Origin of the sequence: Bradyrhizobium elkanii USDA 76 (assembly GCF_023278185.1) — a bacterium.
GTDB lineage: Bacteria > Pseudomonadota > Alphaproteobacteria > Rhizobiales > Xanthobacteraceae > Bradyrhizobium > Bradyrhizobium elkanii.
The window spans coordinates 7722646-7744535 of the sequence record NZ_CP066356.1 but is presented as its reverse complement, the minus strand read 5'-3'; the positions used below and the strand labels follow the sequence as shown (position 1 = coordinate 7744535).

At 64.7% G+C, this 21890-nt stretch carries 23 protein-coding genes and 1 tRNA gene; 11 read left to right on the top strand and 13 right to left on the bottom strand.

Annotated elements, in window-relative coordinates:
- Nucleotides 1-140 precede the first annotated feature (140 nt).
- The 3 genes from carB to JEY66_RS36625 all read right to left on the bottom strand — a co-directional run bounded on the left by carB (nucleotide 141) and on the right by JEY66_RS36625 (nucleotide 4771).
- Nucleotides 141-3605 carry a carbamoyl-phosphate synthase large subunit gene (gene carB / locus JEY66_RS36635; protein WP_018269817.1) on the bottom strand — a complete coding sequence of 1155 codons (3465 nt, stop codon included), beginning with the start codon at nucleotides 3603-3605 and terminating at the stop codon, nucleotides 141-143.
- Between the two features lie 323 nt (nucleotides 3606-3928).
- A tRNA-OTHER gene (locus JEY66_RS36630) sits at nucleotides 3929-4004 on the bottom strand.
- A 77-nt stretch (nucleotides 4005-4081) separates the two neighbouring features.
- Nucleotides 4082-4771, bottom strand: a complete 690-nt coding sequence (locus JEY66_RS36625) for a class I SAM-dependent methyltransferase (RefSeq protein ID WP_016840682.1) — start codon at nucleotides 4769-4771, stop codon at nucleotides 4082-4084.
- Between the two features lie 123 nt (nucleotides 4772-4894).
- On the opposite strand from JEY66_RS36625, the gene JEY66_RS36620 reads away from it, so the two are divergent.
- Entirely contained in the window at nucleotides 4895-5422 is a 528-nt protein-coding gene (locus JEY66_RS36620; RefSeq protein ID WP_018269818.1) for a Dps family protein, read from the top strand.
- A gap of 73 nt (nucleotides 5423-5495) precedes the next feature.
- On the opposite strand, the gene JEY66_RS36615 is transcribed toward JEY66_RS36620, so the two are convergent.
- The 3 genes from JEY66_RS36615 to JEY66_RS36605 form a co-directional block, all read right to left on the bottom strand.
- Nucleotides 5496-8711: an efflux RND transporter permease subunit gene (locus tag JEY66_RS36615; RefSeq protein ID WP_018269819.1), complete on the bottom strand. Its 3216-nt coding sequence runs from the start codon at nucleotides 8709-8711 to the stop codon at nucleotides 5496-5498.
- Nucleotides 8708-9697, bottom strand: a complete 990-nt coding sequence (locus JEY66_RS36610) for an efflux RND transporter periplasmic adaptor subunit (protein ID WP_026192265.1) — start codon at nucleotides 9695-9697, stop codon at nucleotides 8708-8710. Before JEY66_RS36610 ends, JEY66_RS36615 begins: the two co-directional genes overlap by 4 nt.
- A gap of 121 nt (nucleotides 9698-9818) precedes the next feature.
- Nucleotides 9819-10139 (bottom strand): ArsR/SmtB family transcription factor, encoded by a 321-nt coding sequence (locus JEY66_RS36605; protein ID WP_016840685.1) that lies wholly within the window; start codon nucleotides 10137-10139, stop codon nucleotides 9819-9821.
- Between the two features lie 88 nt (nucleotides 10140-10227).
- Between JEY66_RS36605 and JEY66_RS36600 the strand changes: the two genes are divergently transcribed.
- From JEY66_RS36600 to JEY66_RS36580, 5 genes are read left to right on the top strand one after another with little or no spacing between them, the layout of a single operon-like run.
- Nucleotides 10228-10422 carry a hypothetical protein gene (locus tag JEY66_RS36600; RefSeq protein WP_016840686.1) on the top strand — a complete coding sequence of 65 codons (195 nt, stop codon included), beginning with the start codon at nucleotides 10228-10230 and terminating at the stop codon, nucleotides 10420-10422.
- Nucleotides 10419-10862, top strand: coding sequence for a thioredoxin family protein (locus JEY66_RS36595; protein WP_026192266.1), 444 nt, complete (start codon nucleotides 10419-10421; stop codon nucleotides 10860-10862). The genes JEY66_RS36600 and JEY66_RS36595 overlap by 4 nt, the downstream gene beginning before the upstream one ends.
- Nucleotides 10863-10887: 25 nt before the next feature.
- A complete protein-coding gene (locus tag JEY66_RS36590; RefSeq protein WP_016840688.1) occupies nucleotides 10888-11091 on the top strand; it encodes a YgaP family membrane protein in 204 nt (67 codons plus the stop codon).
- A 55-nt stretch (nucleotides 11092-11146) separates the two neighbouring features.
- Nucleotides 11147-11536 carry a DUF302 domain-containing protein gene (locus tag JEY66_RS36585; protein WP_016840689.1) on the top strand — a complete coding sequence of 130 codons (390 nt, stop codon included), beginning with the start codon at nucleotides 11147-11149 and terminating at the stop codon, nucleotides 11534-11536.
- A gap of 27 nt (nucleotides 11537-11563) precedes the next feature.
- On the top strand, nucleotides 11564-12034 hold the full coding sequence (locus JEY66_RS36580) for a DUF6789 family protein (RefSeq protein WP_016840690.1): 471 nt from the start codon (nucleotides 11564-11566) through the stop codon (nucleotides 12032-12034).
- A gap of 10 nt (nucleotides 12035-12044) precedes the next feature.
- On the opposite strand, the gene JEY66_RS36575 is transcribed toward JEY66_RS36580, so the two are convergent.
- From JEY66_RS36575 to carA, 3 genes are all read right to left on the bottom strand, one after another.
- The gene (locus JEY66_RS36575) at nucleotides 12045-12569 is read right to left on the bottom strand and encodes a cupin domain-containing protein (RefSeq protein WP_016840691.1); all 525 of its coding nucleotides are present in this window, start codon (nucleotides 12567-12569) and stop codon (nucleotides 12045-12047) included.
- Nucleotides 12570-12667: 98 nt separating this feature from the next.
- Entirely contained in the window at nucleotides 12668-13165 is a 498-nt protein-coding gene (locus JEY66_RS36570; RefSeq protein ID WP_016840692.1) for a PaaI family thioesterase, read from the bottom strand.
- A gap of 146 nt (nucleotides 13166-13311) precedes the next feature.
- Complete coding sequence (carA, locus tag JEY66_RS36565; RefSeq protein ID WP_018269820.1) at nucleotides 13312-14505, bottom strand: glutamine-hydrolyzing carbamoyl-phosphate synthase small subunit; 1194 nt, start codon at nucleotides 14503-14505, stop codon at nucleotides 13312-13314.
- 160 nt (nucleotides 14506-14665) lie between these two features.
- Here carA and JEY66_RS36560 point away from each other — a divergent pair, with 160 nt between their 5' ends.
- The 5 genes from JEY66_RS36560 to JEY66_RS36540 all read left to right on the top strand — a co-directional run bounded on the left by JEY66_RS36560 (nucleotide 14666) and on the right by JEY66_RS36540 (nucleotide 19928).
- Nucleotides 14666-15367: an alpha/beta fold hydrolase gene (locus JEY66_RS36560; RefSeq protein WP_016840695.1), complete on the top strand. Its 702-nt coding sequence runs from the start codon at nucleotides 14666-14668 to the stop codon at nucleotides 15365-15367.
- Nucleotides 15368-15425: 58 nt separating this feature from the next.
- A complete protein-coding gene (locus tag JEY66_RS36555) occupies nucleotides 15426-15881 on the top strand; it encodes a GatB/YqeY domain-containing protein (RefSeq protein WP_018269821.1) in 456 nt (151 codons plus the stop codon).
- Nucleotides 15882-16000: 119 nt separating this feature from the next.
- Nucleotides 16001-16618 carry a GTP cyclohydrolase I FolE gene (gene folE, locus JEY66_RS36550; protein WP_016840697.1) on the top strand — a complete coding sequence of 206 codons (618 nt, stop codon included), beginning with the start codon at nucleotides 16001-16003 and terminating at the stop codon, nucleotides 16616-16618.
- A gap of 27 nt (nucleotides 16619-16645) precedes the next feature.
- Entirely contained in the window at nucleotides 16646-18166 is a 1521-nt protein-coding gene (locus JEY66_RS36545) for an FAD-dependent oxidoreductase (RefSeq protein WP_018269822.1), read from the top strand.
- A gap of 151 nt (nucleotides 18167-18317) precedes the next feature.
- Entirely contained in the window at nucleotides 18318-19928 is a 1611-nt protein-coding gene (locus JEY66_RS36540; RefSeq protein WP_016840700.1) for an acyl-CoA synthetase, read from the top strand.
- Between the two features lie 161 nt (nucleotides 19929-20089).
- On the opposite strand, the gene JEY66_RS36535 is transcribed toward JEY66_RS36540, so the two are convergent.
- The 4 genes from JEY66_RS36535 to JEY66_RS36520 are packed head-to-tail and all read right to left on the bottom strand — an operon-like array spanning nucleotide 20090 to nucleotide 21869.
- Nucleotides 20090-20605 carry an SRPBCC family protein gene (locus JEY66_RS36535; protein ID WP_016843327.1) on the bottom strand — a complete coding sequence of 172 codons (516 nt, stop codon included), beginning with the start codon at nucleotides 20603-20605 and terminating at the stop codon, nucleotides 20090-20092.
- Between the two features lie 32 nt (nucleotides 20606-20637).
- Nucleotides 20638-21105: an SRPBCC family protein gene (locus JEY66_RS36530; RefSeq protein ID WP_016843328.1), complete on the bottom strand. Its 468-nt coding sequence runs from the start codon at nucleotides 21103-21105 to the stop codon at nucleotides 20638-20640.
- Nucleotides 21098-21562, bottom strand: a complete 465-nt coding sequence (locus tag JEY66_RS36525) for an SRPBCC family protein (protein WP_016843329.1) — start codon at nucleotides 21560-21562, stop codon at nucleotides 21098-21100. Before JEY66_RS36525 ends, JEY66_RS36530 begins: the two co-directional genes overlap by 8 nt.
- Nucleotides 21555-21869 (bottom strand): ArsR/SmtB family transcription factor, encoded by a 315-nt coding sequence (locus tag JEY66_RS36520; RefSeq protein WP_016843330.1) that lies wholly within the window; start codon nucleotides 21867-21869, stop codon nucleotides 21555-21557. Before JEY66_RS36520 ends, JEY66_RS36525 begins: the two co-directional genes overlap by 8 nt.
- Between the last annotated feature and the right edge of the window lie 21 nt (nucleotides 21870-21890).

Below are 21890 nucleotides of genomic sequence, written 5' to 3'. Positions count from 1 at the left end.
AACGCAGGAATCAGGGCGCCAACGCGCCCGGAAGCCCAGTGATTTTCGGCCCCGCTAAGGGCCGTGACAACATCCAATCGCGCGGTGAGTTCCAGCCATTCGGCTAATTGACCGCTTCGGGCCTTCAGCCCAGGCAGCGGTCAGCTTTCGGAAAAGTAACTCTGAAGCGTGCGGACCTCAAGGTCCCCGGCCCGATAGGCCCGGATTCCCCGTGCGGCCGCCACCGCGCCCGAAAGAGTGGTGTAATATGGTACTTTATGCAAGAGGGCAGCCCGCCGCAGCGAGCGGCTGTCGGCCAGCGCCTGCGGACCTTCGGTGGTATTGAAGACCAGCTGGACGTCGCCATTGGTGATGGCGTCGACGATGTGCGGACGGCCTTCGAGCACCTTGTTCACCTTTTCAGTCGGCACGCCGTTGTCGCTGAGGTACCGTTGCGTGCCCGAGGTTGCCATCACCTTGAAGCCGAGCGAGTGCAACAGCCGCACCGCATCCGCGATGCGCATCTTGTCGTCGCCGCGCACCGAGACGAACACCGTACCCTGTCGCGGCACGCGCGTGCCGCCGCCGAGCTGGCTCTTCGCGAACGCGACCTCGAAGGAGCGGTCGATGCCCATCACTTCGCCGGTCGAACGCATCTCCGGTCCGAGCACGGTATCGACGCCGGGGAAGCGCGCAAACGGGAACACCGATTCCTTCACGCCGACATGGCCGAGCTTCTTCTTCTTCAGCTTGAAGTCGGCGAGCTTCTCGCCGGCCATGATCCGCGCCGCGATCTTGGCGACCGGCGTGCCGATCACCTTGGCGACGAACGGCACGGTGCGGGATGCGCGCGGGTTGACCTCGAGCACGTAGATCTCGCCGTCCTTGATGGCGTATTGCACGTTCATCAGGCCGACCACGTCGAGCCCGAGCGCGAGTTCGCGGGTCTGCCGCTCCAGCTCCTCGATGGTCTTGGCGTCGAGCGAATGCGGCGGCAGCGAGCAGGCGGAGTCGCCGGAATGGATGCCGGCTTCCTCGATGTGCTCCATGATGCCGACGATGAAGGTGTCCTTGCCGTCGCAGAGGCAGTCGACGTCGACTTCGGTCGCGTCGGACAGATAGCGGTCGAACAGCAGCGGGTTCTTGCCGAGCACGGTGTTGATCTGCCCGGTCTTGTCGTTCGGGTAGCGCGCCTTGATGTCGGCGGGCACCAGCTCGGGCAGCGTTCCCAGCAGGTAATCGTTGAGCTGGTTCTCCTCGCGGATGATCTGCATCGCGCGGCCGCCGAGCACGTAGGACGGACGCACCACCAGCGGCAGGTCGAGATCGGCGGCGACGAGGCGGGCCTGCTCGACCGAATAGGCAATGCCGTTCTTCGGCTGCTTGAGACGCAGCTTGTCGAGCACGCGCTTGAAGCGGTCGCGGTCCTCGGCGAGGTCGATCGCGTCGGGCGAGGTGCCGAGGATCGGCACTTCGGCGGCTTCGAGCGCGCGGGCAAGCTTCAGCGGGGTCTGGCCGCCGAACTGCACGATCACGCCGTGCAGCGTGCCGTTCTTGCGCTCGGTCGCGATGATCTCCAGCACGTCTTCGGCGGTGAGCGGCTCGAAATACAGCCGGTCGGCGGTGTCGTAGTCGGTCGATACCGTTTCCGGGTTGCAGTTGACCATGATGGTCTCGTAGCCGGCGTCCTCGAGCGCGAAGCAGGCGTGGCAGCAGCAATAGTCGAATTCGATACCCTGGCCGATGCGGTTCGGGCCGCCGCCGAGGATGATCACCTTCTTGCGGTCCGACGGCGCGCTTTCGTCGGCGAGTTCGCCGGCGAACGGCCGCTCATAGGTCGAATACATGTAGGCGGTCGGCGACGCGAACTCCGCCGCGCAGGTGTCGATGCGCTTGAACACCGGGCGCACCCCGAGCGCGTGGCGCTTGGCGGTGACGTCGGCCTCGGAGGTCTCCGTGAGCACGGCGAGCCGCGCGTCCGAGAAGCCCATCGCCTTCAGCATCCGCATCGCGAACGCGTTGGTCGGCAGGCCGCTGCTGCGGACCTTGCCTTCCATCTCGACGATGGCGCGCAGCTCGGCGAGGAACCAGGGATCGATCTTGCAGGAATTGAAGATATCCTCGTTCGACCAGCCGAGCCGCATCGCCTGCGCGACCTGCAGCAGGCGGTTCGGCGTCGGCGTGCCGAGCGCCGCGCGGATCGCGTTCTTGTCGTCGCTGCGGCCGAGGCCCTCGATGTCGATCTCGTCGAGGCCGGTCAGCCCGGTCTCGAGCCCGCGCAGGGCCTTCTGCAGGCTCTCCTGGAAGGTGCGGCCGATCGCCATCACCTCGCCGACCGACTTCATCGAGGTGGTCAGCGTGGAGGAGGCGCCGGGGAATTTCTCGAACGCAAAGCGCGGGATCTTGGTGACGACGTAGTCGATCGTCGGCTCGAACGAGGCCGGCGTCGCGCCGCCGGTGATGTCGTTGGCGATCTCGTCGAGCGTGTAGCCGATCGCAAGCTTGGCGGCGACCTTGGCGATCGGGAAGCCGGTGGCCTTGGAGGCCAGCGCCGACGAGCGCGACACGCGGGGATTCATCTCGATCACGACCATGCGGCCGTCGTCCGGATTGATGCCGAACTGCACGTTGGAGCCGCCGGTCTCGACCCCGATCTCGCGCAGCACCGCAATCGATGCGTCGCGCATGATCTGGTATTCCTTGTCGGTGAGCGTCAGCGCCGGCGCCACCGTGATCGAATCGCCGGTGTGCACGCCCATCGGATCGACGTTCTCGATCGAGCAGATGATGATGCAGTTGTCCTTCTTGTCGCGCACCACCTCCATCTCGAACTCTTTCCAGCCGAGAACGGATTCCTCGATCAGCACCTCGTTGGTCGGCGAGGCGTCGAGGCCGCGCTCGATGATGTCGAGATATTCTTCCTTGTTGTAGGCGATGCCGCCGCCGGTGCCGCCGAGCGTGAAGGAGGGGCGGATGATCGCGGGCAGGCCGATGTCGGACAGCGCCATCAGCGCTTCGGCGAGGGCCTGCTGCTGGTAGCGCTTGCGCCGTTCGTTTTCGCCGCCTTCCCACTGCCGTTTGAAGGCTTCGAGCTCAGGGCCGGACAACTTGGCCTGATCGGCGAGGTACTTGTCGCGGTCGGACTTCTTCAGCGCCGACGCATTGGCAAGCCGCGACCTCGGCGTCTGCAGCCCGATCTTCTCCATGGCGTCGCGGAACAACTGGCGGTCTTCCGCCTTGTCGATGGCGTCGGCGGTGGCGCCGATCATCTCGACGTCGAACTTCTCCAGCGTGCCCTGCTTGCGCAGCGACAGCGCGCAGTTAAGCGCGGTCTGGCCGCCCATGGTCGGCAGCAGCGCGAAGCCGCCGGGCGCGACGTGGCGTTCCTTTTCGATGATCTTGGCGACGATTTCGGGCGTGATCGGCTCGATATAGGTCGCGTCCGCCAGCTCCGGGTCGGTCATGATCGTGGCCGGGTTGGAATTGACCAGGACGATCCGATAGCCCTCTTCCTTGAGCGTCTTGCAGGCCTGCGTGCCGGAATAGTCGAACTCGCAGGCCTGGCCGATCACGATGGGACCGGCGCCGATGATCAGGATGGTGGAGATGTCGGTTCTTTTGGGCATCAGCTCTCGCGGACTGGAATTTGGGCACAAAAAAAGGGCGCGCTTCCCGCGCGTCCCTCGAGCCATGCGCTACGTGTTGTAGCGCCGGAAGCGCGATCCTTCGCGCGCGGGTGGTCTTTAGACCAGTTTCCGCACCCGCGAAACCCCCAAAAGCGCCCAATCAACCGTGATTCTGGGGGAAATTCCGCATTCGGCGTATGGCCGGGTGGGGTGCTCGGGATGTGGGAGGGGGCTACCGGCCCGGCTTCGCCCTGCGGGCTACGCCGCGGCAGCCTTCGCCGCGAGAAGGCTTGCCGAGCCGAAGCTGCGTCAGCAGCGAAGGCTGGAGGCCCGGCCTGGATTTGAACCAGGATAAACAGTGTTGCACCACTGCCGCGTCGACGCTTCCGCCACCGGGCCGAGTGGATCATTGCTGATTATTTCAGCGACCGCCACGTTTACTGGTGGGTAACGTTAATAGCTGGCGCAACCCAGGATCAGTGGTGCGCCACGAACGTCATCCGCCACGGATTGTGCCCGATGTTGCGCGGCGCGCGCCGGGCGCTGAACCCCGCGGCGCCGAGCTTCGCGATCATCTCGTCCTCGCGATAGCGCTGCAGTCCGATCCTGGTGCGCAGCTGGCGGTAGTCGGACAGTGCGGTTGAAGCCAGCCCGACCAGCGCATCGCGCAGGAAGCCGTGGGTCGCCGCAAAGCGCAGCAGCGCCACGACGTCCCTCGCCATGCCGACTTCGGGCCGCAGGATATCGCCGAGCACGAACCGGCCCGAGGGCTTCAGCAGGCGGTGGATCACGTCGAACGCGGAATCGAGCTCCTGCGGCGTCATGTACTGCGCCACCGAGTTCATCACCACGAGGTCGATCGAGTCCGCGTCCATGTGCTTCAGGTCATCGAGCGAGCGGACACGGATGCGGGTGTCGGGCGCAAAGCGCGCGACCAGTCGGCCGCGTACGCCGGGCGCCGGCTCCGCCAGATAGAGCTGGGCGCAGGCATTGGCGACCTTCGCCGCCGACAGCGCCTCGCCGCAGGCATAATCGAGCACCACGGCATCCGGCGAAGCGATGTAGCCGATGATGTCGTTCGCGATGATCTGGAAATGCAGGTCACGGTGCAGTCGGCTCGCATAGATCGTATGCGTGGAATCGTAATAATCGATCCATTCATCCATCGCGTTTGGTATCCGGCAGAACGGGTTCCTAGCCTCAGGAACGGGTGGGCTGATGTTGCGTTAGCGGTCCGGCGGCCAATGTTCAATGCACCGAAATACGGGTTCCTAACAGGAAGGTCCAACGTGAGCAAAGCCAAGACTGACAAGGTCTCGCCCGATCTCGACACGCCGAGCGACCTGCCGCAGGCTGCGGTGGACACAATCTCGGCCTCGCTCAACACGCTTCTGGCTGACGCCTTCGCGCTCTACCTGAAGACCAAGAATTTCCATTGGCACGTCAGCGGCCGGCATTTCCATGATTACCATTTGTTGCTGGACGAGCAGTCGGAGGCGATCTTCGCGACCACCGACCAGCTCGCCGAGCGGGTGCGCAAGCTTGGCGGCGCGACGCTGAAGTCGATCGGCGATATCGTCAAGCATCAGACCATCAAGGACAATGACGACGATTATGTGCCGCCGCGCGAAATGCTGCGCGAATTAATGGAAGACAACAAGCACATGGCGGCTGCGATGCGCAAGGCGCACAAGCTGGCTGACGACCAGGAGGACTCCGGCACCGCAGGCCTGCTCGAAACCTTCATCGACGAAACCGAGCGCCGCACCTGGTTCCTGTTCGAGGCCAGCCGCCAGGAAGGCAGCAACGCGGCCTGACGGCGTCGCTGCCGCGGCGCCTGCCGTGTCCTGCGAGGCTGCGGTCGGCGGTGGCGGCCCTCGTCAGCGCCTCCTAACCGGCTTTCGCGGGCGCTCCGGCTGAAGAGCGCAACGCGATGTAGATCGCCGGGATGACGAGCACCGTGAGCAGGGTCGATGATGCCAAGCCAAACAGCAGCGAGATCGCGAGCCCCTGGAAGATGGGGTCGAGCAGGATCGTTGCGGCTCCGATCATGGCGGCAAGCGCCGTGAGCAGGATCGGCTTGAAGCGAACCGCACCGGCCTCGAGCACCACCTCGCGCAGCGACGCGCCATGGCCGCCGCTATGGCGAATGAAGTCGACGAGGAGGATCGAGTTGCGCACGATGATCCCTGCCAGCGCGATGAAGCCGATCATCGACGTCGCCGTGAACGGCGCGCCCAGCAGCCAATGCCCGATCAGGATGCCGATCAGCGTGAGCGGGATCGGCGTCAGGATGACGAGCGGCAGCCGGAAGCTCCCGAACTGCGCGACGACCAGCACATAGATGCCGAGAATGGCCGCACCGAAGGCGGCGCCCATGTCGCGGAAAGTCACGTAGGTGATTTCCCATTCGCCATCCCACAGCAAGGTGGGGCGCGATTCGTCCGTCGGCTGCCCGTGCAGGCTGATCGCGGGCTTCGGCAGGTCACCCCAATCATGGGCGGCGACGCGGCTTGCCACTTCCATCATGCCGTAGAGCGGCGCCTCGAAGCGGCCGGCGAGTTCGGCCATCACCATGTCGGCGAAACGGCCATCCCTGCGGAAGATCACCGGCGTCCCCTGTTCGACCGTCGCCTTCACCACCTGTCCAAGCTCGACGACCGTCTTGCTGCCAGGCAGCGTGTTGGCCGGCACCGGTGTCGATGCCAGGGCCTCGTCCCAGGCGAGACCGCGTTTGGGCAACCGCACCGCGATCTCGATCGGGTTGCGGCCTTCGCCGCGGTGCGAATAGCCGATCGAGATGCCGCCGAACAGCGCCTGGATCGTGTCGTAGACGTCGCGCTGCTCCACGGCGAAGAATTCCAGCCGATCCTGGTCGATCGACAGCCGCAACCGGGGCCGCTTCTCGCCGATCGAATCGTCGATGTCGACGATGAATGGCACATCGGCGAAGATCTTCTTCAACTCGGCCGTGACTGCGCGGCGCGTCGCGGCATCCGGACCGTAGATCTCGGCGAGCAGCGTGGCCAGCACCGGCGGCCCCGGCGGGACTTCGACCACCTTGACGCTGGTGCCGTTGGGGACATCGAGCGCCTTGAGCCGCTGCCGCAGTTCGAGCGCGATATCGTGGCTCGCGCGCTTGCGATCGCCGCGCGCGGTCAGGTTGACCTGAAGCTCACCCAGCTCGGGCTTTTCGCGCAGATAATAATGTCGCACCAAACCGTTGAAATTGAACGGTGCCGCGGTGCCGGCGTAGGATTGCAACGAGGTCGTTTCCGGCAACTGCCTTGCAATCTCGGACGCGGCGAACAGCGTCCGCTCCGTGGCCTCCAGGCTTGCGCCCTCGGGCAGATCGACCATCACCGCGATCTCCGACTTGTTGTCGAAGGGCAGCAGCTTGACGGTCACCGACTTGGTCGCGAACAGCGCCATCGACAGCAGCGTCGCTACTCCGACGCCGAGCAGGAAGATCCAGGCCGCACGCTTGCTCCGAACCACCGGCGTCGCGAAGCGCCGGTACAGGCGGCCGAGCGGGCCTTCGCGATGCAGGACATGCTCGCCCGCCGCATCGTCCCTGGGCGCGAGCTTCAGCATCAACCAGGGTGCGATCACCACCGCGACGAAGAACGAGAACAGCATGGCCGCCGACGCGTTGGCCGGAATCGGCGCCATGTAGGGCCCCATCAGGCCGGACACGAACAGCATCGGCAACAGGGCGGCGACGACGGTGAGGGTCGCGATGATGGTGGGATTTCCGACCTCGGCAACCGCCTCGACCGTGGCCTGCAATCGCGAGCGCCCATCGTGCATCGCCCAGTGGCGGGCGATGTTCTCGACGATCACGATCGCATCATCGACCAGAATGCCGATCGAGAAGATCAGCGCGAACAGGCTGACGCGATTGATGGTGTAGCCCATCAAATTGGCTGCGAACAACGTCAGCAGGATCGTCGTTGGTATGACGACGAGAGTCACGACGGCTTCGCGCCAGCCGATCGCGATCGCGATGAGCACGACGATCGAGACGGTGGCGAGGGCGAGGTGGAACAGCAGCTCGTTGGCCTTTTCGTTGGCGGTCTCGCCGTAGTCCCGCGTCACCGTGATCTGAATGTCGTCGGGCACGAGGTGCGCCTTCAGCTCGTCGAGCCGGGGGGCGATGTCGGCCGACACCACCACGGCATTGGCGCCGGCGCGCTTGGCGAGTGCGAGGCTGACCGCGGGTGCGCGCCGCCATTGCCCGGCGGCATCGCGCGCGTCGTTCCAGACGCGGTGCTCGACCGTGTTCGGACCGATCGCCACGGACGCGACATCCTTGACGTAGATCGGCCGGCCGTCCCGGGTCGCGATCAGGAGTAATCCGATGTCGGGAATCCCCGTGAGCGTCTGTCCGGCGGCCACGTTGCGCACGAGGCCGGCATCGCGGACCTGGCCTGCGACAAACGAGCGATTGGCTTCCTTGACCTTGGCGACCAGTTGCTGAAGCGTGACGCCGAACAGCGACAGCTTCTCCGGATCGGGCTCCACGCGGATTTGCTGTGCGGAGCCGCCGGAGACATAGGTCAGTCCGACATTGTCGACCTTGATGAGCTCGGAGCGCAGCTTGTCGGCAAGTTCGAACAGATCCTTGTCGCTCCAACGCTCGGCCGCCTCCGGCTTCGGCGATAGCGTCAGCACCGTCACCGCCACGTCGTTGATGCCCCGGCCGACGATCAGCGGCTCGGGAATGCCGACGGGGATATGGTCGAGATTTGCACGCACCTTCTCGTGCACGCGGAGAATCGCGTCCTCGAACTTGGTGCCGACCAGAAATCGCGCGGTGACCATCACGCGGTCATCCTCGGTCTGGCTGTAGACATGCTCGACACCGTCGATGGCCTTGACGATGGCCTCCAGCGGCTTGCTGACGAGTTCAACCGCGTCGGGCCCGCGCAGGCCGTCCGCGTTGACGCGGATGTCGACCATCGGCACGCTGATCTGCGGTTCCTCCTCGCGCGGGATCACCATGACGGCGATCAGGCCGACGGCGAGCGATGCAAGCAGGAATAATGAGGTCAGCGGCGACGTCAGGGTCACCCTGGTCAGCCGGCCGGAGAGCCCGAGCTTCATGGCTGCACCAGTTGATCGCCGTCGCGCAGGCCTGACAGGATTTCGAGTCCGTCCGGAAGGGCGGGCGTCGGTACGTTACGGCCGCGCTGCACCGGGATTTCGACGGTCCGGTCGGCCTGACGAAGCTGAATGTAGTCGATCCCGAACCTGGTCCTGACATAGCTTGCCGGGATCACAAAGGCCGGCCGCGTGCCGGCGGAGATCCACACCCTCAGGCGGTCGCCGACGAAATATTCGCCGAGACCTTCGACGGTGGCGTCTGCAATCACGCGGCCTTCCTCGATCTGCGGGTAGACGAGATCGATGACGCCGGTCCTCGGGGCTTCCTCGCCGAGTTCTGCGGCATCGACACGGATCTTGTCGCCCGGCTGCAGGAACCGGGCGTGCCGTTCCGGCACGCGCAGCCGCAGCTTGAAGTGCTGTTGCGCAACAGTGACGATGGCATCGCCGGGCAGCACGACCGAACCCACGGTCACGAGCTTCTTCAACACGCGGCCGTCGGAGGGGGCCAGCACACGACCTTCGCTGAGCTGCTGGCTGATCACGGCCCGCTCCGCCGTCCTTGCCCGCAGGCCATTGTCGGCAACGTTCAATGCGGTCCGCGCCTCGTCAAGCTTGACGCGCGGCAACGTGCCGCGCTCGACCAGTCCCTCGATACGCGTGAAATCGATCTGCGCCTGGTTGGCCTGCGCCTGCAGCGCCTCGATCTGTGCGTCGAGCGACTTCATCTGCAACACGAGCTTTTCGTCGCCGACCGTCGCGATGACCTGGCCGGCCGCGACGCGATCGCCCTCCCGGACATTGAGTTGGGCCACCGTGCCGCTGATGCGTCCGCGGGCGGGAGCCACGCTGATGCTCTCCACCGTTGCGAAGACGGCCTTCTCGTCGGCCACCTGATGCTGCGCAACCGTAAGCATCTCTGCGCGGGCTGGCGCAAGGGAGAGAACGAAGGCGGCGAGGGCCGCCGGCAGGATCGAAAGTCGCATCGAGCTTATCCGTCTCGTTTTGAAAATCGTGACGTCGCGCGCGGTTCGTCTCTTATCTTTCGCTGCCGGCGCGGCGGTGTTGATCTTGCTCAACGGATGACCGTTGCAGGGATCATAAAATTTATTTTCGTTTGACGTCCTTCGGAGCGCAGTAGACTTCATAGAGTGCCTCCAGGACTTTCCGCGCGGGATCGCTGGCGATCGAATAGAAGATCGACTGCCCGTCGCGGCGAGCGGACACCAGGCCATCCTTGCGAAGGAGGGCAAGATGCTGAGAGACCGTGGAGTCCCGCAGATCGAGAAATTCGGCGAGCTCGCCGACCGATCGCTCGCCGTCGACCAGCTGGCAGATGATCAGCAGCCTGTGGCGGTTGGAGAGGGCCTTCAGGAGATCGCTCGCCCGGTCGGCCGCGCTTTGCATGATGTCGATATTTATATTCATACTTGCGTATATACGAACTTAAAAATATATAGTCAATCATCATCAACGGCCGGGACCACCGGCGGACGTTCAACCAACGGAGGTGCGCATGGCGGAAGTTGTCGTGATCGGGGCCGGTCTGAGCGGCACGCTGATGGCCTACGAACTGTTGCCGCAGCTCGGTCGCATTCGAAAAATGCTTTCTCCGCAAGATGCGCGCGGCGAGAGCGAGCCGTTCTATGAGCGGTTCATGCCCGACAAGCTCAACATCGCCAAGATCAGGGAGGTCCGTACCGGAACATGAGCGAGACGTGTCAGATCGTATGTGGACATTGCGGGCGGACCAACCGCCTGCCGCCCGGGCGTGCCCCGGATGGCGCGCGTTGCGGTTCCTGCCATCAGCAGATGTTCACCGGCCATCCGATCGAGGTCGACGAGGAAGGATTCGCGCGTCAGCTGGCGAACAGCGACGTTCCTCTGCTGGTCGATGTCTGGGCTCCGTGGTGCGGACCGTGTCGCGCCATGGCGCCGATGTTCGAGCGTGCGGCTCAACAGCTCGAACCGAGGGTCCGGCCGCTCAAGCTCAACTCCGATCGTGCGGCCGCCACGTCGTCCCGGCTCAACATCACCGGAATTCCGACGCTGTTGTTGATGCGTCGCGGGCGCGAGATCGCCCGTCATTCCGGGGTGATGGATGCGCGCAGCATCGTTGCCTGGACCGAGGCTGGCCTTACCCATTCCTGATGTCACTTAAAGTGAGGAGTCTGCCATGAATATCGACAAGGCCGTTGTTGCCTTCGCGGGGAGCGTCGTCTTGCTCGGCCTCGCGCTCGGCACCTACATCAACGCCTACTGGTACCTGTTGACGGCCTTTGCCGGGCTGAACATGGTCCAGGCATCGTTTACCGGATTCTGCCCTGCGGCGATGGTGTTCAAGAGGCTCGGACTGCGCGGCGGATGCGCGTTCAGCTAGCCCTTGCAGTTATTGGCTTCGCAGCGCGAACGCCTGCGCCACTCCGGAGAGACTTATGACATATCATTTCTCGAAAACGGTCGACATGCCGTTCTACGCGGCCGTCAGTGCCACGACGGCGGCGCTGAAGAGCCACGGCTTCGGTGTGCTCACGCAGATCGACGTCAAGGACACCCTCAACAAGAAGATCGGAGCTAAATTCCGCCCGTATCTGATCCTCGGGGCGTGCAACCCGAAACTCGCCTACGAGGCGCTCATGCTGGAGGACAAGATCGGCACCATGCTGCCCTGCAATGTGGTGGTGCAGCAGCACGAAGGCGGCAGAGTGGAGATTTCGGCGGTCGATCCCGTTGCTTCGATGAGTGCGATCGAGAACCAGAAGCTCGGCGCCGTCGCCGGCAAGGTTCGCGACCTGCTCCGGCAGGTTGTCGCCGAGATCGCCTGAGACGGCGCAGCGGATCGCCAAGCAGCGATGTATCTCACCGTCGGTGACAAGATATGGAGGTCGCTTGCTGCCGGACTGTGCGGCAACGCCGCGCATTCCGGTGTGATGTATCTCAAGCGGTGGATGGGCTGGCTTCCGACCTTCCATCCCTACCGCGACCTGCAGCACGGCCTGAGCGAATGGCTCGGTGGAGCGGTTCATCCGTCGGTGCCGTGGGCGATGTCTTTTGTCAACGGCACGCTGATTCTCGGGATATTGTTTCGGGTCAGCTACCATTTATTGCCGGGCCACAGCGGGATCGCCAAGGGCTTCGTGTTCGGCATTCTGGGCTGGATCGCCATGGGGCTGCTCTACTTTCCGGTGCTCGGCCGTGGCCTGTTTGCGTCCCAGCTCGGCCTCGGCAGCCTTCCAGCGGGATTTTCGCTCGTCATGGTGCTTGCGTACAGCGTGTTCCTCGGCGCCGCCTATTCGGCGTTGCATGTGAGCGACCTGCGTTGATCCGTGGGGGTCAGGTGCGCCTCCACAGCCGCATCAGCGGCCCATCCGTGCCCATCACCGGATCGCTGGCGGGGATAGCGACCAGCGGGATCGTCTTCAGCGCCCTGGCGTGGTTCTCCGGTGTCGGCCGCTGCAGATCCATCGGCGGGCCCGGCGGATAGGCGCCGATGACGCAGAAATCGTCGCTCGCCGACAGGCATTGATGCCCGGTGCCGGCGGGCAGGATCGCAACGTCGCCTGCTGCGATCTCCAGCGCCTGCCCATGGTCGCCGCCGAACTGCACGCGCGCGCGGCCGCGGGCGACGCCCAGCACCTCGTGCACGGTGGCGTGGTAATGTGCGAAGTCGTAGACGCCGTTGCGCCACATCGCGCCCCAGCCGTTCTTGCCGAACAGCTGCTCGATGCTGGCCTCGGGATTGCTTCTGACGTCGACCGCGGCCTTGTAGACCAGGAACGGCATCGGGTTGTTCGGCACCAGGCCGTCGTCGTTGAAAACGACGGCGAGCGGCTCGGCCCCGGCTTTGACTGCGGACATCGCGATCCTCCGGCACGTGTGAGTGAGACTATCCGCGAAACAACCCGCTGTCAGTGCCTGGTGTTCCTGCGAGACCGGCCGGGCTCGGCCCGTGTTGATCAGCTCGTCTTGGGCAGCTCGAACACCAGGCAGGTCGTGGTGGCATGCGCGAGCAGCTTGCCCTTGTCGTCGGTGATGCATGCTTCCGCGGTCGCAACCCGGCGCCCGGCGTTGAGCACGTGGCCCTCGGTGCGGATTTTGCCGGTGTCCTGGCTCATGCCGCGGACGAAGGAGATCTTGAACTCCAGCGTAGTGTAGCCAAAGCCCTGCGGCAGCGTGGTCTGCACCGCAAGTCCCATCGCGGAATCCAACAGGATCGCGGCGTAGCCGCCATGCACCGAGCCGATCGGATTGTAGTGGCGCAGGCCCGGAACGCTGTGGATCACCACATGGCCGGTCTCGGCGGTGCAGTCGAACGGCTCGACATTCTCCATGATCGGCGGCTCCGGCAGGGTTCGGGCGAAGATGCCGCGCACGAAGTCGAGCCCGGACATCGAGGCCATCACCGCCATCGAGGAGACGCCGTAGACGGGCTTCGGGGTGGCGGGGGCGGTCATGTCGGGCAATCCTGCTGCGTGATGATCGTCGTCATATGACGAATAGCTTGGCAGCGTTCGCTGATGCAAGGCGTGACAAAAGATCATGCCCGGATCAGGTGATCCGGGCATGCGGTATTCCGTGACGGGCTGCGCTACGCCGCGGTCTACGCGGCCTGCTTCTTCTTCCGCATCAGGTCGGCGAAGCGCTGGAACAGGTAGTGCGAGTCGCGCGGGCCGGGCGAGGCTTCCGGGTGGTACTGCACCGAGAACACCGGCTTGCCCTCGAGCGCGATGCCGCAATTGGAGCCGTCGAACAGCGAGATATGGGTCTGGGTCGCGCCTTTCGGCAGCGTCGCCTGATCCACCGCAAAGCCGTGATTCATCGAGGTGATCTCGACCTTGCCGGTGGTCTCGTCCTTGACCGGATGATTGGCGCCGTGATGGCCCTGATGCATCTTCATGGTCTTGGCCCCGACGGCAAGGCCAAGCATCTGGTGGCCGAGGCAGATGCCGAAGGTCGGCGTCCCCGAAGCGATCACCTTCTGGATGACGGGCACGGCATATTTGCCGGTCGCGGCGGGATCGCCGGGGCCGTTCGACAGGAACACGCCGTCCGGCTTCATCGCCAGGATGTCCTCGGCCGCGGTCGTCGCCGGCACCACGGTCACCTTGGCGCCGACGCCGGCGAGCAGGCGCAGGATGTTGCGCTTGATGCCGTAGTCGATCGCGACCACGTTGAATTCCGGCGCGGTCTGCTGGCCGAAACCCTTGCCCCACACCCAGGGCGTCTCATCCCAGGTGAAGCGCTGGCCGGAGGTGACCATCGGCACCAGGTCCATGCCCTCGAGGCCGGGCCATTCGCGGGCTTCTTCCTTCAGGCCGTGGAGGTCGAACTCGCCGTTTCTGGCGTGCGCGATCACCGCATTGGGCATGCCCTTGGAGCGGATCAGCGCGGTCAGCGCGCGGGTGTCGATGCCGGAAAGGCCGATGATGCCGCGCGCCTTCAACCACTGGTCGAGGTGGCGGCTGGCGCGGTAATTCGAGGGATCCGTGATCGCCGAGCGCAGGATCACGCCGCGCGCGCCGGGCGTCGCGGCCATGTTCACCGTCTCGATGTCTTCCTCGTTGGTACCGACATTGCCGATATGCGGGAAGGTGAAGGTGATGATCTGGCCGGCATAGGACGGATCGGTGAGGATCTCCTCATAGCCGGTCATCGCGGTGTTGAAGCAGACCTCGCCGACGGCGTGGCCTTCCGCGCCGAGACCGAAGCCTTCCAGCACGGTACCATCGGCGAGCACAAGGAGCGCGGTCGGTTTATGGTCCGGCCAGGCGGGGGCGTTTTCGGATGTTGTCATGAGCCCTTTAAATAGACGCCGCACCCTGCGGCGTCAAAGCGAAAGGGTACGGATTCACACGGCAATACCGACCGATTTGACAGGCCCGAACGGCCTTTTAATCTAAAGTTCCCTGAAGCGGCCGTTTGCTTGCCGAAAATGACCCGTCCGGAGCTCCCGCATGGATAATACGATGCCGATCCTGCTCGTCCCGGGCCTCATCTGCTCGCCGCGGATTTTCGCCCCCGTCATCCCGGCGCTGTGGCGATGCGGGCCGGTGACGATCGCCAACCATGTCAGGGACGACAATATGGGGGCGATCGCCCGCCGGATCCTGGCCGAGGCGCCGCCGCGCTTTGCGCTCGCCGGGCACTCGATGGGCGGCTACATCGCCTTCGAGATCATGCGGCAGGCGCCGGAGCGCGTTGCGAAGCTGGCGCTGATGAGCACCCAGGCGCGGGCCGACACGCCGGAAGCGACCGCACGCCGCCGTGGCATGATCGAGCGTGCCAGAAGCGGCCAATATCGCAGCGTGGTCGACGAGCTGTTTCCGGGCTTCGTGCACCCGTCGCGGCAGGGCGATGCAAACCTGCGCCAGATTGTCGACGACATGAGCGAGGACGTCGGCGCCGAGGCCTTCGTCCGCCAGCAGAACGCGGTGCTCAGCCGGCCGGATTCGCGGCCGAGCATGGCCTGGATCAAGTGCCCGACCTTGGTGCTCACGTCGGATACCGACAACACCGTTCCGAATTCGCTGTCGGACGAGATGGCCAACGGCATTCCCGGCGCCAGGCTCGTGGTGCTCGCCAATTGCGGTCACCTGCCGCAGCTGGAACAGCCGCAGGCCTGCGCCGCTGCGCTGGTCGAATGGCTGAGGAACTAGGTTGTTCTGCCGGTGCAAACTGCCTAGATGAGAGGATTGCTGGTTCAAGGACAACGAAATGCTGCGCGACGACATCAATACTGCGGTCAAGGAAGCGATGAAGGCGAAGGACGAGCGCAAGCTCTCCACGCTGCGCATGGTCAATTCGACCATCAAGAACGCCGACATCGACGCGCGCGGGCAGGGCAAGCCGCCGCTCTCCGATGCCGACCTGCTCGGCCTGCTGCAGAAGATGATCAAGCAGCGCCAGGAGTCGGTCGAGCTCTACGACAAGGGCGGCCGCGCCGAGCTCGCCGCCCAGGAGCGCGAGGAGATCGCGGTGATCTCCGCCTATCTGCCGAAGCAGATGTCCGACGACGACGTGAAGGCCGCGATCTCGGCCGTCATCGCCGAGACGGGTGCCGCCGGCATCAAGGACATGGGCAAGGTGATCGGCGCACTGAAGGCGAAATACGCCGGCCAGATGGATTTCGGCAAGGCCAGCGGCCTCGTCAAGGCGGCGCTGACGGGCTAGCCGTTCGTGCCGGGTGGCTTGCGGCGCAAAGTGCCGCGGGCCGAATTGCGGGAACCTTTCTGCTGACGGAGCATCTGACGGGCATGACCTCGCGATGACGCCGCAAAGGAAAGGCCCCGATGAACCCGATTGTGCATACGCTGGATCGTGCAAGAGCTGCTCAAACCGAATCCGACAAGCCGACCCGGGCCGAGGTCGAAGCCGCGGTCCGCACCATCATCCGCTGGACCGGCGACGATCCCGAGCGGGATGGTCTGCTTGAAACTCCGGCGCGTGTGACGCGTTCGTTCGAGGAATTCTTTGCGGGGTACGACCAGCGTCCCGCGGAGATCCTGGAAAAGACCTTCGAGGAGATCGAAGGCTACGACGAAATGATTGCCCTGCGGGGCATCCGTTTCGAGAGCCATTGCGAGCATCATATGGCGCCGATCATCGGTCAGGCGTGGGTTGCCTACATCCCGAACGGACGCGTGGTCGGCATCAGCAAGCTCGCACGGGTGGTCGATATCTATGCCAGGCGTTTGCAGATTCAGGAGAAGATGACGGCGCAGATCGCCAACACCATCAACGAAGTCTTGAAGCCTCAGGGCGTGGGCGTCATCATCAAGGCGTCGCATCACTGCATGACGACCCGCGGCGTGCACAAGCCGGACACCGATCTCGTGACCAGCCGGATGCTGGGTTGCTTTCGCGACAATGCGCTAACCCGCCAGGAATTCCTCGGGATAGCGGTCTAGAGCGTCACAGGGCAATGGAGGAACGATATGGCCGATCAGCAGGCTCCTTCCGGTCCGGATCTGACACAGGGCGTGGCACTCTCCGACTTCTCGGGCGCGATGCTGCTCGGCCATGTCGGCGACGAGGACGTGCTGCTGGTGCGTTCGGGCGCGGATATCTTCGCCATCGACGCGCATTGCAGCCATTACCACGGCCCGCTCGCCGAAGGCCTTCTTGAGGGCGAGACCGTTCATTGCCCCTGGCATCACGCCTGTTTCGATATTCGCACCGGTGAAGCGACCGCCGCGCCCGCCTTCAACGCGCTCGCCGTCTGGAAGGTTGAGCGCGAGGGCGATCGCATCGTCGTGCGCGAGAAGCGCGCGCAACCGAAATTCCGCGTCAAGGGCCCGGTCGATGCGCCCGGCAGCATCGTGATTGTCGGCGGCAGCGGGGCCGGGTTTGCCGCCGCCGAGATGCTGCGGCGGCAGGACTATCGCGGCAGCATCGTCATGCTGAGCGGCGAGGCCACGCCGCCGGTGGATCGGCCGAACCTGTCGAAGGATTTCCTCGCCGGCAGTGCGCCGGAAGACTGGCTGCCGCTGAAGCCGGACGATTTCTATCGTGACGCGGCGATCGATCTGAGACTCAGGACCGAGGTCAAGTCGATCGATACCGGCCGCCGCAATGTCGTGCTCGCCGGCGGCGAAACGATTCCGTATGACCGGCTGCTGCTGGCGACCGGCGCTGAGCCGGTGCGGCTGCCGATCCCGGGCGCGGACCTGCCCCACGTTCATGTGTTGCGCACCGTCGACGATTGCCGGGCGATCATCGCCGCGGCCAGCGGAGCGCGCCGCGCGGTGGTGATCGGTGCAAGCTTCATCGGGCTCGAGGTGGCGGCCTCGCTGCGCGTGCGCCAGATCGAGGTGCACGTGGTCGGGCTGGAACAGCGGCCGATGGAACGCGTGCTCGGGCCCGAGATGGGCGATTTCGTCCGCGCGCTGCACGAAGAGCATGGCGTCGTCTTCCACCTCGGTGACACGGTGACCGCGATCGAGGGCAAGCGCGCGCACCTGAAGAGTGGGCCCGTGCTCGATGCCGATCTCGTCGTGGTCGGTGTCGGCGTGAAGCCGCGGCTGGCGCTGGCGGAAGCGGCCGGGCTCGCGATCGATCGCGGCGTGACAGTCGACGCCTATCTCGAGACCAGCGCTCCCGGTATCTACGCGGCCGGCGATATCGCGCGCTGGCCCGATCCGCACAGCGGCGAGAACGTCCGGGTCGAGCATTGGGTGGTGGCGGAACGCCAGGGTCAGACCGCCGCGCGGAATATGCTTGGGCTGCGCGAGGTGTTCGACGCGGTGCCGTTCTTCTGGAGCCAGCATTACGACGTGCCGATCAACTATGTCGGCCATGCCGAGCAGTGGGACGAGATCGCCGTGGATGGCAGCATTTCCGGCAGGGATTGCGTGCTGCGCTACAAGCGCGGCGGGCGCGTGCTCGCGGTCGCATCGATCTATCGCGACCTCGATAGCCTCAAGGCCGAGGTCGCAATGGAGCGGGCGGCCGCCTGACCGCTTTCTCCTCAAGGAGGGTTTGTGGTCTGACGGCTCCAGAGCGTTTCGAGCGAAGCGGATACCGGTTGGCGTGAAGAAAACCCGTCAAAACGAGAATCTGGCGCCCGTGCCGATTCCATCGGAACGGAAAAGGCTCTAATCTGCCGCCATGCTTCAGGAAGCCAAAACCTACGACGAGCTCTATCGCAACTTCCGCTGGGACGTTCCCGCGCGCTTCAACATGGCGACCGCGTGCTGCGACCGCCATGCCGACGGTACCGGGCGGCTCGCGCTGGTCTATGTCGACGAGGATGGCGGCACCACGCGCACCTCGTTTGACGAGGTGGCGGACGCCTCGCGCCGCTTCGCCAATGTGCTGACAGCCGACGGGCTGGTGCGCGGCGACCGTGTCGCGGTGTTCCTGTCGCAATCGCTCGAACTGCCGGTCGCGCATCTCGCGGCGTTTCGCGCCGCGATGATCTCGATCCCGCTGTTCGCGCTGTTCGGCGAGGACGCGCTCGAATTCCGGTTATCGAATTCTGCGGCCAAGGCCGTGATCACCGATGAAGCAGGCTGGGAGAAGATCGCGAAAATCCGCGATCGCCTGCCCGAGTTGAAGAGCGTCTATATCGTCGGCGAAAAGACGCCGGCGGGGACGAAGCCGTTCTGGAGCGCGATCAAGTCGGCGTCGCCGGAGTTCGCGACCGTCGACACCTCGGCCGACGATCCCGCGCTGATCATCTACACGTCGGGCACCACGGGCAATCCGAAGGGCGCGCTGCATGCGCATCGCGTCGTGCTCGGCCATCTGCCCAATGTCGAGATGTGCCACAACTTCCTGCCACGGCCAGGTGACCTGATGTGGACGCCGGCCGACTGGGCCTGGATCGGCGGCCTGATCAACGGCCTGTTCGCGTTCTGGTACCACGGCATTCCGATGGTCGGGCACCGCGCCCGCAAGTTCGAGCCGCAGGCGGCGATGCAAATGATGGCCGAGCTCGGCATCCGCAACGTGTTCCTGCCGCCGACCGCGCTGAAGCTGATGCGGCAGGCCAATGTGAAAAATTCCGGCGTCAGGCTGCGCAGCATCTTCACCGGCGGCGAGTCGCTCGGCGGCGAATTGCTCGACTGGGTGCGCGACACCTTCGGCATCGACGCCCATGAGGTGTTCGGCCAGACCGAATGCAATCTCGTGATCGGCAGCAATTCCAACCTGTTTCCGATCCGTCCGGGCTCGATGGGCCGCGCCACGCCCGGCTTCGACGTCCGCATCGTCAACGAGAAGGGCGAGGAGCTGCCGCGGGGCCAGCGCGGCATCATCGGCGTGCGCCAGCCGTGCCCCTGCACCATGATCGAGTACTGGCGCAATCCGGAAGCGACCGCGAAGAAATATGCCGGCGAATTCCTGCTGACCGGCGATCTCGGCGTGCAGGATGAGGACGGCTATTTCTGGTACGTCAGCCGCGAGGACGACGTCATCACCACGGCCGGCTATCGCGTCGGCCCGTCCGAGATCGAGCACACGCTGATGAAGCATCCGGCGGTCGCGATGTCGGCGGTGGTCGGCATTCCCGACCCGATCCGCACCGAATCGATCAAGGCCTGGATCGTGCTGCGGCCGGGCTACGCGCCGGGCGATGCCCTGGCGCGCGAGATCCAGGAGTTCGTCAAGGTCCAGCTCGCCGCCCACGAATATCCCCGCTTCGTGCAGTTCGCCGACAGCCTGCCGATGACGGCGACGGGCAAGGTGCTGCGGCGGGAGCTGAGGGCGCTGGGGTAGTTTTCTCCGCCGTCGTCCCGGCGAAAGCCGGGACCCAACCACAAATGCTTGTGTTTTGCGACGCTGTGGTCCCAGCGAACTCCAACCGCCTGGAGCGGTGGTAATGGGTCCCGGCCTTCGCCGGGACGACGGCGGAGTATGGGATGGCTGTATCGCCATCCTCACGACGGCATCGCAATGCCCAATTGCTTCAGCGCGGCCATCATGCGCGCTGGCGGCTGCATCGGGATCACCATGGCCTTGCCGGTCTCCACGAGGCTCTTCAGGCTGGAGAGGATCGCCGGCCAGCCGGTGCGGCCGCCCGACAGGATGTCGTCGCTGATCGGACGGTCATGCGATTGCAGCAGCGTCAGCTTCACGCCGTCGCCGGCCGGCTCGATCTCGTAAGTGACGAGCGTCGGCCCGAGCTTTTCGACCAGCTGCGGCCAGTTGACGTTGAAGGTGACGGTCAGCCGCTTCAGGGGATCGCACTCGATCACCTCGCCGGAGATGTGCAGCGCGCCGTCCGGCGTCCGCACGATGTAGGCGCCGCCGATCCGCAGATCGACCTCGACCGCGTTGCCGGAGAAGTACTGCCGGCTGAGTTCGGCAGTCGTCAAAGCCTGCCACACCTTCTCGGGCGCGGCGGCGATGTAGATCGCATAGACGATCGCCGGTTTGAATTTCTCGATGTTCATGTCCGTTCGTACCCGTCGATAGATTTTCATTGTCATTCGAAGCCGTCGATCCCGAGCGCGGCCGGCGGGATGGTGACCGCCTTGCCGGTCTCGAGCAGGCTCTTGAGCCCCGACAGGATCGCCGGCCAGCCCTTGGAAATGCCGTCGAGCAGCTTGCTGCCCGCGCCGAAGCCCTCATGGGTCACGGTCAGCTTCACGATCTTGCCATGGGCTTCGAGCGTGAAGACCACCTTGGTTGCCGGCTCCTTGCGCATGTCCTCGTCGAGCACGTGCTTGAAGGTGTAGGCGAGGCGCCGCGGCCTATCGGCCTCGAGGATCTCGCCGGTGTCGGTGGTCTTGCCGCCCATCACCAGCGCGAGCGGCGAGCCGACCTTCCAGTCCGATTGCAGCTCGGTGTCGAACCAGTATTGCCGCGTGAACGTGCTCCTGGTCAGTGCGTCCCACAGCTTCTCCGGCGTGGTCTCGATGTAGGTGACGTAGGCGAACTCGGGCTTAGGCATGGTAGGCCTCCCTGGCGGAGCTCGTGAGCAGGTCGGTCGGCAATTCGTGTCCCGTTTCCAGGAAGCTCTTCAGGCTTGCAATCACCATCGGCCAGCCGCCGGAGATGTCGCGCAGCGTCTTCGGACCGAGGTTGTTGTGCGTCACGATCAGCTTGACGACCCCGCCGTGCGGTTCGATGTCGAAGGTCACGCGCGAGACCCCCTCGCGCTCTACGCCTTCCTTCACCACGTCCCAGCTATAGGCGAGCCGGTTCGGCGGATCGGCGATCAGCACCTCGCCCTGCACGGCGCGGCGGCCGTCCTTGGCGAGATGGTAAGGCGAGCCGACCTTCCAGTCGGAGCTGGCGCGATAGCCGAACCAGAACCGTTCGGTGAATTCGCTCGACGTCAGCGCGTGCCACAGCTTGTCGGCCGTGGTCTCGATATAGGTGACGTAGACGTAGTCCGGTTTACTCATCACGCTTCTCCAATTGTCTTTTCAACTCGCTCAGCGCGGCGAGTTTCCCGCGCTCGAACTTCCTGATCCACCGCTCGCCGATCTGATGGATCGGAACCGGGTTGAGATAGTGCAGCTTCTCGCGGCCGTGCTTGATCGTGGTGACGAGGTTGGCCTCCTCGAGAATCACAAGGTGCTTGGTGACGGCCTGACGCGTCATCTCGAGACCGTCGCAGAGCTCACCGAGCGACTGCCCGTTCTGATCGTGAAGCCGGTCAAGCAGCGTTCGCCGTGAGGCATCCGCGAGGGCTTTGAAGACTTCATCCATGGGTCGGATAATAGGCAACCA

Coding starts and splice junctions, on each gene's coding strand:
- carB (WP_018269817.1), bottom strand. CDS start 3,605: ATGCCCAAAAGAACCGACATCTCCACCATCCTGATCATCGGCGCCGGT.
- JEY66_RS36625 (WP_016840682.1), bottom strand. CDS start 4,771: ATGGATGAATGGATCGATTATTACGATTCCACGCATACGATCTATGCG.
- JEY66_RS36615 (WP_018269819.1), bottom strand. CDS start 8,711: ATGAAGCTCGGGCTCTCCGGCCGGCTGACCAGGGTGACCCTGACGTCG.
- JEY66_RS36610 (WP_026192265.1), bottom strand. CDS start 9,697: ATGCGACTTTCGATCCTGCCGGCGGCCCTCGCCGCCTTCGTTCTCTCC.
- JEY66_RS36605 (WP_016840685.1), bottom strand. CDS start 10,139: ATGAATATAAATATCGACATCATGCAAAGCGCGGCCGACCGGGCGAGC.
- JEY66_RS36600 (WP_016840686.1), top strand. CDS start 10,228: ATGGCGGAAGTTGTCGTGATCGGGGCCGGTCTGAGCGGCACGCTGATG.
- JEY66_RS36595 (WP_026192266.1), top strand. CDS start 10,419: ATGAGCGAGACGTGTCAGATCGTATGTGGACATTGCGGGCGGACCAAC.
- JEY66_RS36590 (WP_016840688.1), top strand. CDS start 10,888: ATGAATATCGACAAGGCCGTTGTTGCCTTCGCGGGGAGCGTCGTCTTG.
- JEY66_RS36585 (WP_016840689.1), top strand. CDS start 11,147: ATGACATATCATTTCTCGAAAACGGTCGACATGCCGTTCTACGCGGCC.
- JEY66_RS36580 (WP_016840690.1), top strand. CDS start 11,564: ATGTATCTCACCGTCGGTGACAAGATATGGAGGTCGCTTGCTGCCGGA.
- JEY66_RS36575 (WP_016840691.1), bottom strand. CDS start 12,569: ATGTCCGCAGTCAAAGCCGGGGCCGAGCCGCTCGCCGTCGTTTTCAAC.
- JEY66_RS36570 (WP_016840692.1), bottom strand. CDS start 13,165: ATGACCGCCCCCGCCACCCCGAAGCCCGTCTACGGCGTCTCCTCGATG.
- carA (WP_018269820.1), bottom strand. CDS start 14,505: ATGACAACATCCGAAAACGCCCCCGCCTGGCCGGACCATAAACCGACC.
- JEY66_RS36560 (WP_016840695.1), top strand. CDS start 14,666: ATGGATAATACGATGCCGATCCTGCTCGTCCCGGGCCTCATCTGCTCG.
- JEY66_RS36555 (WP_018269821.1), top strand. CDS start 15,426: ATGCTGCGCGACGACATCAATACTGCGGTCAAGGAAGCGATGAAGGCG.
- folE (WP_016840697.1), top strand. CDS start 16,001: ATGAACCCGATTGTGCATACGCTGGATCGTGCAAGAGCTGCTCAAACC.
- JEY66_RS36545 (WP_018269822.1), top strand. CDS start 16,646: ATGGCCGATCAGCAGGCTCCTTCCGGTCCGGATCTGACACAGGGCGTG.
- JEY66_RS36540 (WP_016840700.1), top strand. CDS start 18,318: ATGCTTCAGGAAGCCAAAACCTACGACGAGCTCTATCGCAACTTCCGC.
- JEY66_RS36535 (WP_016843327.1), bottom strand. CDS start 20,605: ATGAACATCGAGAAATTCAAACCGGCGATCGTCTATGCGATCTACATC.
- JEY66_RS36530 (WP_016843328.1), bottom strand. CDS start 21,105: ATGCCTAAGCCCGAGTTCGCCTACGTCACCTACATCGAGACCACGCCG.
- JEY66_RS36525 (WP_016843329.1), bottom strand. CDS start 21,562: ATGAGTAAACCGGACTACGTCTACGTCACCTATATCGAGACCACGGCC.
- JEY66_RS36520 (WP_016843330.1), bottom strand. CDS start 21,869: ATGGATGAAGTCTTCAAAGCCCTCGCGGATGCCTCACGGCGAACGCTG.